Annotated in this window: 8 protein-coding genes and 1 riboswitch; of the genes, 5 read left to right on the forward strand and 3 right to left on the reverse strand. The window is 46.2% G+C overall.

Annotated elements, in window-relative coordinates:
* Nucleotide 1 precedes the first annotated feature (1 nt).
* Both C8268_RS19555 and C8268_RS19560 read right to left on the reverse strand, forming a co-directional pair.
* On the reverse strand, nucleotides 2-1,321 hold the full coding sequence (locus C8268_RS19555; protein ID WP_106769214.1) for an MFS transporter: 1,320 nt from the start codon (nucleotides 1,319-1,321) through the stop codon (nucleotides 2-4).
* 166 nt (nucleotides 1,322-1,487) lie between these two features.
* Complete coding sequence (locus C8268_RS19560; RefSeq protein ID WP_106769215.1) at nucleotides 1,488-4,016, reverse strand: GH39 family glycosyl hydrolase; 2,529 nt, start codon at nucleotides 4,014-4,016, stop codon at nucleotides 1,488-1,490.
* A gap of 282 nt (nucleotides 4,017-4,298) precedes the next feature.
* Between C8268_RS19560 and C8268_RS19565 the strand changes: the two genes are divergently transcribed.
* From C8268_RS19565 to C8268_RS19585, 5 genes are all read left to right on the forward strand, one after another.
* On the forward strand, nucleotides 4,299-5,954 hold the full coding sequence (locus C8268_RS19565) for an SWIM zinc finger family protein (RefSeq protein WP_106769216.1): 1,656 nt from the start codon (nucleotides 4,299-4,301) through the stop codon (nucleotides 5,952-5,954).
* Nucleotides 5,951-8,899 (forward strand): DEAD/DEAH box helicase, encoded by a 2,949-nt coding sequence (locus C8268_RS19570; protein WP_106769217.1) that lies wholly within the window; start codon nucleotides 5,951-5,953, stop codon nucleotides 8,897-8,899. The genes C8268_RS19565 and C8268_RS19570 overlap by 4 nt, the downstream gene beginning before the upstream one ends.
* Nucleotides 8,900-9,089: 190 nt before the next feature.
* A complete protein-coding gene (locus tag C8268_RS19575) occupies nucleotides 9,090-9,605 on the forward strand; it encodes an RNA polymerase sigma factor (protein ID WP_106769218.1) in 516 nt (171 codons plus the stop codon).
* Nucleotides 9,602-10,468, forward strand: coding sequence for an anti-sigma-V factor RsiV (gene rsiV / locus C8268_RS19580; protein WP_106769219.1), 867 nt, complete (start codon nucleotides 9,602-9,604; stop codon nucleotides 10,466-10,468). Before C8268_RS19575 ends, rsiV begins: the two co-directional genes overlap by 4 nt.
* Nucleotides 10,469-10,505: 37 nt before the next feature.
* Nucleotides 10,506-11,408, forward strand: coding sequence for a DUF3298 and DUF4163 domain-containing protein (locus C8268_RS19585; RefSeq protein WP_106769220.1), 903 nt, complete (start codon nucleotides 10,506-10,508; stop codon nucleotides 11,406-11,408).
* Nucleotides 11,409-11,667: 259 nt separating this feature from the next.
* Here the strand turns inward: C8268_RS19585 and C8268_RS19590 are convergent, their stop codons facing one another.
* Nucleotides 11,668-13,395: an immunoglobulin-like domain-containing protein gene (locus tag C8268_RS19590; RefSeq protein ID WP_106769221.1), complete on the reverse strand. Its 1,728-nt coding sequence runs from the start codon at nucleotides 13,393-13,395 to the stop codon at nucleotides 11,668-11,670.
* Nucleotides 13,396-13,508: 113 nt separating this feature from the next.
* Nucleotides 13,509-13,593: riboswitch (cyclic di-GMP riboswitch) on the reverse strand.
* Between the last annotated feature and the right edge of the window lie 170 nt (nucleotides 13,594-13,763).

Raw genomic sequence — 13,763 nt, forward strand, 5'->3', positions numbered from 1 at the left:
TTTAAACCGTTGGTGCTGTCAAATCAGATGGCTCTGAACCGCTTTCAGTTGCAAATGGTTCACCGACCTCTGGCAGCGGCTTGATCGATATCATACCGAACAAAATAAACACAGCGAGAGCGATATAGAAGAAGGACCAATCCCCAATACCAGTTATTGTTCCCATACCAAGCAAGAACGGTGCAATGGCAGGTACGATAGACTGTGGCAGCGCATTCGCCACGTTCATGATCCCGAAATCTTTGGCAGAATCTTCTTTACGAGGCAAAATTCGTGCAACGAGCGCCATATCAACAGCAGTGAAACAGCCGAAACCAAGACCAAGAATCGCTGAAGCGATCACGAATGCAACAAAATGAGGTACAAAAGCAAGAATCAATGTTGCCACAATCATAATGAAAGCCGATAAATACAGAAATGGCTTTTGTTTACGGAGTTTATCCGACAGCACCCCGCCAAATATACTTGTGGCGGCCGTTGCAAGCATGGCGATAATGTTCACGGTTGCTACACTAGCCGTTGCTTCGGCTTCTGTATAGCCCATCCGATCGACCAGCATCATCGTGAAATAAAGAGTGCTGCAGTAGCCCATCATAATCAAAAATTTGGATACGACCGCCCAGGAAAATGCCGGAAAACGGCGAGGGCTTGGGTAAACCTTGCTGAGCTTTTCGCCAAGCGAGGTCGTGTCTTTTTTCTTCTGAACGATCTCCACTTTACCATCTTGAATTAAGAACAAGCTGAGGACAGGGCCTACGATCCCGATTACAGCCAGCAAAGTCCACTTCGTGATTGAAGAAGCGTCCGTCATCACTGTCATCAAAACCATACCGACTGCAATCGCAATCGGAAGAACCAAACCAAGCAGGCCTGATACAGTACCTTGCTTCTCTTGCTTGACCTGATCCGGTATCAGTGCCGTATAGGCCGCCATCCCGAAATTGAAGAACAGTTGTGCAATGGCCCAGCCAACAATAATGAGCCCTATCGAAGATGTCATGCCAATAAGAAGAAGCGCTGCGCAGCCAATCAAAGGCCCGAGCAAAATCCATGTCCGCCTGCGCCCAAACGAAATGTTCGTACGGTCGCTAATCGCACCGCCCAAAGGATTTCCGATTAAAGCAAAAAATGCGCCGATACCCGCAACCAGACCGTATGAAGAGGTGTATCCGTTCGGATCAATCTCAATCATCTTAAATGTCAGCAGTAAAGATGCTGGTGTCATCAATGCCAGCATCATACAGCCGTAGCCCAGCATAATGCCGAAAGTCAATTTGCCTAAAGGTGTTCGAGCCTGCCCTTTCACTGTCGCTTCAGACATTTTATATAACCCCCCAGTAATAAATGAAAACGATTACATTAATAATTATAAAAGAAGCCCCTTCAACAAGACAGGTGGCTTCTTACTGACTTCTATGCACATTTTTAATGTCGTTTTGTAAACGCTATCTTTATCTAAACGGGGATAGGATAAAAATCAACACAATTCAATCATAAACCGGAATCAACTCGATGAGCTCAACCTCATGCGGTTCTAAAATGGATTCCACGGTTAATGCTGTCTTGCCCTCCACCTTTACAAGCCGAACAGACCTAAGTGGATGCGACTTTGCCTTAAGAAATTGGACATCCTCTTGTGTCAAAGACTCCGGTGCTCCCATTGCTACCCACGCATCATAACTGCTGCCCTGATCACGAGTTAAGGTATGTGTGACCATTTTATACTCCCTGTACGGAAGATGGCGAAAAATCATCTCCATTTTCAAGGTCCGCTCATCCTTGAATCCATTATATCGATGGGTTGCATCAATAAATGAAATATCGCCCATAGCATACAAATCATCAAAGTGACAGTAATTATACGTCAAAATCTGATAGCCTCCAGCCCCTGCGGTCACAATATATCCGTCTCCTTGAGCCATGACGGTGTTTCCAAGCTTCGTTAACAGCTCGTATGCACACATTCCAGCTTTAGGAATCCCGTACTGTGCCAGCAAACCAAGCCCACCGTGATACAATTGATGGGATGGAAATGTCTCCTCAATATTGTCGCTGAGCACCCAATAACCAAAACCGTGGATTATGTCCAGATTTTCGAGTAAATTTTTGGCAATATACGCTGCCTTATACAACGTGTCATTCGTAAGCTCACGATGATATGCCGTTGAGTTCCATTCCGTCAGATAAACCTCGCAGTCGGACAAGCCCTGCTCCCTGATGAATTGAAGTTCTTCAACCAGCTTCTCTTTCAAAAAATCCGGATTAGGTGAAATTCCGCCAAATTGCTCAAGATAGGAAGATGTATCGGGCATGTCATCCACTTGCCCCCTGTTTACAATATTCTCTATACTCTCATGCGGATAGAAGTGAAGCGGTATAAAGTCTGGCAAACATCCTCGATTTTTGCAAAATTCGAAAAAGTCCTTGGCCATGGCCAGCGAGTCCACCGTAATGATTCTTCCAGGAGCGCCAATCTGCAAAGATGGCGAAATGTTTTTGACCGTCTGATAGGTTCTGAAATACATCTCTCTATACTCATCCTGAGACGCAGGCCAAAATATATAAAACTCCGGCTCGTTCCAAAACTCAAACTTCCAGCTCTTTACTTCCGCTGCCCCGTAACGATGTATGCAGTGACGAATAAACCGGTCAACGAGAGCACACCATTTGTCCATGGATTTTGGCGGACTTGTGAAACTGGCTCGATAGAATATCGACTGATCCCGATCGGATGCCAATGCGGAAGGCATGAACCCAAGCTCCACAAAAGGCGTTAGCCCGATAGACAATAAAAAATCGAACAACTGATCCACATAGCGAAAATTATATCGGGGTTCCCCGGCTTCGTCCTCATGGTAAACCATCATCCCATCATCAAAAATACCGTGAAACCGCAAAAAACGAAACGGACTTTTCTTTTGCACATACTTCAACTGTTGCTGTACATCCGCATGCAACCCTTCCTTCGCTTTTCCGATCGTAATCAGATTCCTCCATGTATGCTGAACGATAGTTCCTGATGTGGAGGCATCTATTTCGTAAGATCTTGTATCTAAAGCCTGGATTTTTTCTACCACTCTCGAAGGACTCCGCTCAAGAAACTGGCGGATGATGCCAAGTGCACTGGAATGGTTAAAGTTCACATAGTGGGATGAGATGTCTTTATTCTTCTGCCGGACCATGTTAGGACGATACTGCTTGCGATATTCATGCGGTGTAATATGATATCGATTCTTAAAGGCAGTGTAAAACGACTTGGCATTAGGGAACCCATGATTCAAAGCTAGTTCAGCAATCGGAATCTCATCGTCATGAAGCAGCTCTTCAACTGCATTTTTCAAACGGATACTGGTCACATAGGATTGAAAATTCAGTCCGATATTTTCACTGATAAATTTGGATAAATACGGAACTGACAAGAACTCCTGTTCCGCTAAAGATTGCAGCGAAATCGGCTCTCTGTAATGCTCATCAATATAGGTAATGATTCGCAGCATGCGTTCCATATACTTCTTATTGATTGCCCCGCTGGAGCCGGTTGTCCGAAATTGCTTCAAAAGAGTGGAGAACACGGCCAGCATCCGAACCCCCATGTCCAGTTCATAAGCCTCCCCTTTTTTATTGTTCAGCTGGACCATCTCCGCAAGAAGCTGGCGAATTTGATCGAGCGCTTCGCGCTGCTCTTCCCTTACCGATTGGGATTCGCATTGGAATAAAATATTCTCAATCCCCTTAATGTTTTCTTTTAAATAGGATATGGGAATCAGGAACGTAGCGATGATGTTGTTATCCAATCCAATCACTTCATGAACATGACATTGATTGATCAAAAGTACGTCCCCTTCGACCAGCGTACTCCGCTGGCTCCCTACTGTAACCTCCAAATTGCCGTTCAATACAAAAATAATCTCCACGCTATTATGCCAATGGCTTGGCACATAATTGACTCGATGCAGGGAAACGTCGAATGGCAATGCATCGTTCGTCTCTACCAGCTCGTAGATGGAAGACTTCAATCGTATCTCTCCTTTGCTTCATCGTCATCAAACCGCTACATTGGCATACCACCCCTGGTATGACGTTTTTTAAAGCCAAGCCTTCATAAATGTGATAAAGTTCTTCATTAAGGATGATCATTCCTTTCGAGAATTATAAGCCAAACGGCTTGAAAAGGAGGTGAGCTTATGGGCCACGGAATGTCCATGTCCATGTTCGGCCTATGGCCAACTTTGATGTTCATCTTATATATGATAGATTATAGTCCATAATACTATTAGCTTTCAGGAGATGGATTCATCATGAACCTTATCCAGCCGCTGGATGATGTACAATGGCAGAAACTCATACAACATACAGCCGATTTTTTTAATGATCTGACAATTAAACGCGGATTCCAATATTACAAACAAAACAGGGTTTCCAAATTACAGCTGGATGAAAACCATATTACAGCTGCGGTGAAAGGACGTCAGGTTTATCAAGTAAACCTTGTCATCGATTTCCCGGGCAAAAGCCGCTGCACTTGTCCGCTCGAAAAAAACTGCAAGCACATTATAGCTGTTCTATTGAAGACCGTTGTTTTGCAGGGACGATCTGTTCATGCACTTGTGAACGCTCATTCCACCCAACTTATTCAATCCGGTGAAGCGTCTTTTTCAAATGAAGGAGCTTTTGCGGGCTTTTCTCATACCGACAGTAAGCAGACGACCGGTATAGCAAGATTTATAGAACAGGCTGAAAAACTGCCAGAATTACCTGTTTCAGCTTGGCATCAACTATTTAGCCAATGCATAACTGCACTAGGGATCAGCATTTCGAACTCCCTATACTCTAAACATGCGCTTCAAGCCATCTTTAGCATCAAGCCTGTTATGAGCGATGTGATGGATGCGCTGTTCGAGCTTCATGCCCATCTGTTTGTACTGGAAAAGCTCGTGAAACAGCCGCAAAGCCACAATCCAGGCTCGGGGCTCTTCATGGGCTATCACACCCAAATAGCTGCGGAGAATATCCAAAATCATATCGAGGGTCTCCTTGCTTCCGGTCGCTTTTCTATTCCGGTTACAACCGAGTATTCCCTGCGAGTAAGCGAAACGCTAGCTTATTTGCGTGAAAACATGCTGAGCGAAGCGCGAAATCATTTTTTCTTCTCCCATATATACCATTACCTATGGATACATGGCATAGCTCCCAGTTCAAATGAACGAAAGACAGACTGGTATTCTGAAGAGCTGAAACAGCTGAAATCGGCTGAAACGAAGCTGGGAAATGCATATTCACGGTTTGCCGGGATGCTGGCACAAAGCCTGATGTATTTCTTTTTATCCGAGGATGAAAAGGCTTGGGAGCTGCTGCGGGCCGCTGACAAAGGACTGTACATTCAGCCGGAGCAGTTGATTCATTTCCTTGAGATGCTCGCTGAAGACCAGAGTTGGCCGCGATTGACGGCATGGCTGAGCGAAATTGGCCCGCTGCTCGCCAACTACCGCAATCATAATTTAAACAGCTATATGGCCTACTGGGAACAGGTTATACAGCATCGGCCTGAAGCAGAAACGTCTCTATGGAATACACTTACCCAGATGCTTCCTTATTCTAAAGAAATCTATCAAGAGTCCCTGCTTACCCATGGCAAATGGCAGCAATGGATAGATTTCCAGCTGAGCATCGGCAAAGAGCCGTTGGAGTTTCGCGTCAGCGTCCTTGCACCGATCGAGAAAAATGCACCCGAGCTGTTGCTTCCATTTTTTCATCAAGCCGTGGAACGATATATTGTCCAAAAAAATAGAGCCAGCTATAAATCAGCCGTCAAGCTGTTGAAACGTTTATCCAAACTATATAAGAAAACAAAACAAGAAGACCGTTGGGAAGCGTACATTACCGCCCTTGCCGAACGGCACAGCCGTCTTCGCGCCCTTCAAGAAGAGCTTCGGAGAGGAAAACTGATAACATGAACCATTTTACCGAGTCGATCACCGTCCAGATTACGTTGACTGCTTACGGAGATGCACTAATTTACGGTTCCACGCTGATGCAGGGATACCTGTCTGGACAGTATTTGAAACAGCGGCTATTCGCGTGGCACAAGGAATCTTTTTACGGAACAGAGCTGGAAACGCAAAAAATACAAGATGTAGAGCTTGTTCTCCTGCCCGCAGAGCAGGTCATTCCTTTCTTTGCAGAAATGAAGCTGCTGAAGCATATTGAATGGATATGGGGTGATGAGAGCACCCCGTTTATCCAGCTTGCCCCATGGCTAGATGAATGCATTGAAAAAAGAGCATTTATTCCCAGCTTTAGCGCTTATCAAAAAGGAAAGCTTCAATGGACTTGGGACCCGGAGTTTATCGATCCAAAAGCCAATCCGATCTTGGATCATCTGGATCACGATCCTCTGCTTAGTGAAGGATTGGAAGCTGCTTTCTCGGCGGCTGTCTTTCGAAAGTGCTACGGAACTGAAGCCGAAGCCGCCGATTTACGGCGGGAATATCCGCTTCTCTTCGCAAGTGACCGCTCCGCCGCCGCAGGGATGGACGCTCAGTCCTGGCTCATTGCCATGGGTTGGAAGGCGGATATGGCCCCCTTCCGTCCGCTTCTTCAGCTGCTTGAGCCGGACGAAGAGGCCCCGTCCTGGCGGCTTAAGCTTGTCCTGCAGGACAAGCAGGACCCGGCGCTGATGTACCCGGTCCGCCTGACGGAAGACGGCGATGCTGTCGGCTCATGGCCGGAGCACTGGACGCCGCATGTTCATGAACGTTCCAGCACATGGCTGGAACGTCTGCGCGCCGCGCTGCCGGCAACGATGCTGGCGAGCAGCGGACCGGACATCTTCGGGAACGAGCTGTCCGACAGGGAAGCGTGGCAATTTCTGACGGCAGACAGCCACCGTCTGCTTCAAACCGGCTGGCAGGTTCTCCTGCCAGGCTGGTGGGAAGCTGCCACCCGCAAGCGGCCGAAACTGCGCGCCAAGATTCGCTCCGGCGAAGGCAGCGAGCGAAGCGCCGGAAGCTCCTTGTTCGGCCTGGATTCGCTGATAAGCTTCGATTGGCGCATTGCCATTGGCGATACCAGCCTTACAGAAGCGGAGTTCGCTGAACTTGTCGCACGCAACGAACGGCTGATCCAATTCCGGGGGCAGTGGATCGCGCTTGATCCGGCGTTGGTGGCGCAAATTCGCCAGGCCATGGCTGGAGTGGATTCCTCACAAGGTTTATCCTTGCAGGATATCCTTCACCTTCATCTGTTGAGCAGCGAAGATGCACCGGAGGATAACGGGCACACATCGGAAGAAACAACCCCCGAACGCATCCAGCTTGAAGTCGAGCTGAATGAGCATCTGCTGGGGCTGATCCGTCAGCTAAAGCGGCAGCACGAGTGGCCGGAGCCGCCGATACCGAATGGTCTAAAGGCCGAGCTTCGAACCTATCAGCGTGAAGGGTTTGCCTGGCTTGCCTTTTTACGACGTTTCGGGCTCGGCGCCTGTCTCGCCGATGATATGGGTCTTGGCAAAACCGTTCAGTTTATTACGTACCTGCTTCATATTAAAGAGATGCCTTCGAAGGAGGACAGGCGAGCATCCCTCCTGATCTGCCCTACCTCCGTTCTTGGTAACTGGCAGAAGGAATTGAGCCGCTTCGCCCCATCCATCCGCGTTATGCTTCATTACGGAAGCAATCGTTACAGCTGCGATGAATTCCAGCGGAAGGCAAGCGATGCCGACATCGTTCTGACTTCATATGCTACAGCTGCCCTGGATCAGGAACTGCTTAAGGAATACAGATGGGAAACGATCTGTCTTGATGAAGCGCAGAATATAAAAAATGCCCAGACCAAACAGTCAGCAGCCGTTCGCAGCTTTCCGGCGAAGCATCGTATCGCGCTGACCGGTACACCGATTGAAAATCGTCTATCCGAGCTGTGGTCTATCTATGATTTTATAAACCCGGGATATTTGGGGAGCCTACGAGCTTTTACCAACCGATTCATTCAAGCGATTGAGAAGGATCAAGATGAGAAGAAAACCGCCGATCTGCAAAAGCTCGTGAAGCCGTTTATGCTTCGCCGCAAGAAAAAAGATCCAGCCATTCAGCTGGATTTGCCGGATAAGAACGAGATGAAAGCATATATCCATCTTACCGCCGAGCAAAGTGCGCTCTACGATCAAAGTGTAAATGAGCTTATGGAACGCATGCAGAAGCTGGAGGGAATTGAGCGAAAAGGCGCCATACTTTCGACGCTCACCCATCTGAAGCAAATATGCGATCATCCGCTTCTGTTAACTAAAGAAGCCATGCCGGAAGTAACAGACGCCTTCGGCCGCAAGCTTGACACGGAAGCGCTCATTAACCGCTCATCCAAGCTTGAGCGCCTTCTATCGATGGTCAAAGAGCTTCGTGAAGAAGACGAGCGATGCCTCATTTTCACGCAATACGTTGGCATGGGCGAGATGCTGCAGCAGGTGCTTCAGCAAGAGCTGGATGAACCCGTGCTTTATCTGAACGGCAGCACCTCAAAAACGGCGCGTGATCGGATGATTGAACAGTTTCAATCACGGACACTACCTGCCCAAAAACAGCCAAATGTATTTATCCTTTCGATCAAGGCGGGAGGCGTAGGTCTGAATCTGACTGCAGCAAATCACGTCTTTCACTTCGACCGTTGGTGGAACCCGGCAGTGGAGAACCAGGCCACAGACCGTGCCTATCGTATGGGCCAGACCAAAGATGTGCAGGTACACAAGTTCATCGCCCTCGGCACGCTGGAGGAACGCATTGATGAAATGCTGGAAAGCAAACAGCAACTCAGCGATAACATCATCACCAGCAGCGAAGGCTGGATTACCGAGCTGTCGACCGATGAACTGAAGGATCTGTTCACGTTGCGACGAGACTGGTCATAGCTGCAGCTAATGTCTCTTCAGAAATCGATAGATTTCGGCATGACAGGCGACCCCGGTTACCCGGGGTTCGCTTTTTTATTTTTTTCTAACAAGATCAAACTTTTTTCCGCACCTGCCCGTCTTGCCTATGAAAGGTTCAATTGCAATTGATCGCTGACGCGCGCGAGCAGCAAAGGAGTGTCATATACCCATGAGAGGTGGCCGGAAACAGGAAAAGCTTCTTATGGATTGTGTTACAGAAAATAAGGAAAGCATCTACAGGCTGGCGTACAGCTATGTAAAAAATAAAGACGATGCCCTTGATATTGTACAAGACGCAATTCATAAAGCATTTCTATCCATTAATAAGTTGCAAAATAAGGGTTCAATCAAGAGCTGGTTCTACAGAATCGTTGTAACCACCTCCCTTGATTTTTTGAGAAAACATAAACATATGCATGTCATGGAGGATGAAATATTAGAGTCATTCATCCCCGGTCAACATGATGCCTATACCAATCTGGATTTGGCCGAATCCATAGATGATCTGCCTGAAAAATACCGAACGGTTATCATTTTGCGATTTTTTGAAGATATGAAAATAGAGGATATTGCCAAAGTGACTCAGGAGAACGTCAATACCGTCAAAACAAGGCTGTATCAAGCGCTGAAACAACTGCGAATCAGTCTCGACGAAGAACAGCTAAAGGAGGTGCATCACCGTTGAATGAAAGATTAGACAACATGAGAAAAAAATACGAATCCATTCCTGTCCCGGAAGAACTGGATCTGGTCGTCAAAAGGGCGATCAAGAAAAGGAAAAATCGGCGTATGAGACTTCAGTCATTAGCTGGGGGTGCAGCTGCCTCCATTCTATTGTTTACCATAGTGAATACGAGCCCAGCGTTTGCCGCTGCAATCTCGGAAGTGCCCGTACTCGGCAGTATTGTCAAGGTTATCACGATCAATGAGTACACCCGAAAAGATGAATCATCCGAAGCAAATATCCAAACACCAGCTATAACCAATCTGGATCATCCAGAGCTTGAACAGACGCTGAACAGCAAATATGCAGAGGAGAACAAGAAACTGTACGAGGCCTTTGAAGACGAGGTCAAGGAGCTGGAGAAGAAAGGAAAGGCCAATATGAGCCTTGACAGCAGCTATGAGATCGTAACCAATACCGACCGATTGTTGACATTATCTCGTTATGTTACGACATCTGCTGGCTCCTCGGGAGAGACAATAACCTTTGACACGATCGACAAACAGGAGAAAATCGTAATCACCCTGCCCAGCCTGTTTAAAGACGATTCATATGTCCAGGTCATCAGTAATGAAATTAAACAACAGATGAAAAAGCAAATGCAAGAGGACCCCGGGAAGGTTTATTGGTTGAACGAGGAAGATTCGATGACTCCGTTTGAAAGCATCTCGAAAGACCAGAGTTTCTATATTAACGCAAACGGCAAACTGGTCATTTCATTTAATGAATACGAAGTTGCACCCGGGTCTATGGGTCTGGTGGAGTTCATCATTCCAACGGAAACGATATCCGATATTCTAACAAGCCACGAATATATTAAATAATTTTAATAATCCATTTGAGAAATAGGAGGTTTTTATTATGAACATGCACACATCTTCTACATCCCTCAAGAAGAAACTGGCTTACGCCAGCATAGCTGGAGCCATTCTTGTCAGTGGCTCGATCGCAATGATGACAGAGGTCAACGGGCGCTCCGCTGCTAAGCCTGAATCCACAGCTGTTCAAACCGAAGCACCGCTTCTAACATTCAAAACGCTGCAATCAAGCGAGTCTGCACTCGAGGCAAATATTCGCATTCCCGTGTTCCAAGGACTGAAAGATACCATATACCAGGAGCAGTTGAACGATATTATCGAATCCCATGCTTCCAAAGATCTGGACAAGTGGGAGAAAGAAGCCAAAGAACTGGCGGATAGCGCCAAAAAGAAAAACAAGACTATATTTCCTTACGTGCTCAACATCAATTATGAGCTTACAGCAGACGGACAAGGGACCATTCCTGATGTCGTCTCCCTGAAAGTGATCACCGAAATTACAACCGGTAACGCTCCCGCCCAGCGTGTGGATACGTACAACTTCTTAAATAAGAAGGAAGCCAAACGCATTACGATTGAGGATCTGTTCGGCAGCAACTACAAGCAAATGATCGATTCCAAGATTAAAGCAGAGATTGCCGCAAATTCCGAAGACTACTTTAGCGGACAAGACGGTTTCCAGGGAGTAGATGCTCATGAGTCATTCTACGTAACCAACGATGGAAAAGCAGTTATTGTCTTCGATGAGTACAGCATTGCACCGGGGTCAACCGGAACGCCTGAATTCATTTTTGATCTTAAAGATGCCGCCAGCGCAAGTCCGATAAAAACCGTAATTGATTCAAAATCCACGTTCAAGACAAAGGACGGTACCGTTATGATCCCGGTTGGCGATGTAATGAGCAGCTTGCAATTCGAACTATTAAATCACCCCTCTGAAAAATAAAAGCCACTCAACATGAGTGACTTTGGATATAATAATGAAGGAGCGAAGATGCGCTAACATCCTCACTCCTTGACAACAGCCGCTTATAAGGGCGGTAGGCTGTACAGGGATTTGAAATAGGTCGTCACCCTAGCACGGGTGGCCTATTTCTTTTTGTTTTTATAATCTATACAACAGATTAACCATTTAGTTAAATTTAGTTAATAGCATGGAAATTTCATGGCATGAAACCATCATCTGCTTAATCATTCGTCATGGATTATTGGATAAGCATCCAGGAATTATCGCTTCCGGGAATACTTATAGTCCACCACTTGGCTTGATAGAGCTTGCCTTCATAGCGGACCAAGTCGCCATTGAGATAGACAGAACCAGGCACGTAATCGACACTGCCATCTTCATTTGGATTCACTATTTTTTCCCATGCGTGAGAAGAATCCGGCGCTTCTCCTTGTACCCACCATTTCGCTCTGTATTGTTCACCTTTATATATAACGGTATCTCCGCCCCAATAGATTTGGTTTGGATCATAAGTATCTACAAGTCCATCATGGCCTGTATCATTACCAGTATCATCACTACCGATAACCGTAATATAACGCTCTGCATATGCTGTCTGTCCTTGACTGTCTTGTACTGCATATATCAGTTTGTACGTTCCGGGTATAGATGAATCTACGCTACCTTCGATCTCGATGTAATATGTCAGATCACCATCTTCTCGATCCATGGCAGTAACGCCTTCTCTCGGGTTGAAGGAATCACCTGCCATAATCGTTTTATCTGCTGTACCATAAATGACAGGCTTGGCATGAACCGCTGGGGCGCTTCCATCTCCAAATTGTTTGAAGATGTCGGTAAATTGATAAGGTGTCGTTACACCAGCATTACTTAACAATACTGCATCTCGGTTCATGGACCAGAAAGAGGTCATCGCCAACCCTTTTTCGATTGCATGGTCGACTACCCACTGAGCCCACTCTGTCGTAAAAATCGGATGTGCCGCACTTTCGAATCCGATAGAAGGCGTTGTTCCTATCTTTCCATAAGCCTCCTGATCGGTTAGATCCATGTTTGCAAAATGCTTGAAGTATTGCTTCAATTGGTCCTTCGTCGAATCGACGGCTCTCAAAGAAGCTGATCCGTAATTTTCACCTGGTTGAAGTGTGCCACTTCCATAACACATCGTCATAATGTTTACGACTTCGACATCCACACCATTGGCCAAGTAAGCTTCCAATACGTCCAATTGAACATGTGTCAGACCGCTTGGCAATACAGGAAGTGTTAATACGATATCGATCCCGGTTGCATCCTGCAGCTTTTTAATCGCCTTCGCATTTGCGATATTAAAGGCTTTGTTGGAAGCTCCGCCTCCCTCAATGTCAAGGTCTAATCTTGTCAACCCGAAGCCCTGAACAAGCTCCATATACGTATTGAATAACGTATCGGTATCTTGAGTCACTTCCCAGAACGTAATGCCATTTAAACCGCCAAGCGAAATGGTGACATCACCGCCCATCTCGCGCAGCTCCCGGATCGACTGTTTTATCCCTTGATATTGAGCGTTGTTTGCATTCTCTTCATTCAGTACCGAGAACCCCCCAAAACCCCATGGAACTTTGCCGTTAACGATTTGATTCGAAATGGGCTGTATAAAACCAAGATTGAAAAATGTAACGCCTGTATCCTCAGAAATCTTTAAAAGGTTTGGTGCTCCGTTGTTGGAATATCCAGGTTTTGTAACCCATGCCGACATATCAATGAAAGGGGCGTTGACTTGTTTTGGCCATTGGATTCCTTGACCTACGCCAAAATCATACTGTAGGGAGGCATGTTCGATTGCACTCTGTTTTACAGCAGGTTTTTTTGCTGTAGAAACAGTTGTTTCCGCATAGGCTGGCGTCAATAAAATGACGGACATCATGACAAACACCACCATCATTGCAAATAACTTTCGGGCATACCCACTTCTTGTTGCATTCATCCAGGTCACTTCCTATTAATTTATTGTAATAATAGGCAGCTAGGGAGTTGGTTCATTTATCATTTTATGAATAACGCATACGACTAATAGATATAGAGTTCGTATTTCTATTAGTCGGCAACTGGCTGGCATAGAATTTCTTCTTTAGCCCCTATAGCTTTGCGCCACTAGATTTCCCTAGCTTTGCCTAGTAATACCTAACTTCACGCAGCTCTCGTATCTTGCAAACCACTGATACAACCATTAATATACAGTAATTTTGCGCATATTTGATGAGGCTTACGGCTTGATTGTGAAAAAAAATACATAGTTCATTTCTAGTATATATAATCCTGGGCAAGAGTCCCTGTGGGAATTGTATTTAGGAG

The organism is Paenibacillus faecalis, assembly GCF_900289175.1.
GTDB lineage: Bacteria > Bacillota > Bacilli > Paenibacillales > Paenibacillaceae > Paenibacillus_AQ > Paenibacillus_AQ faecalis.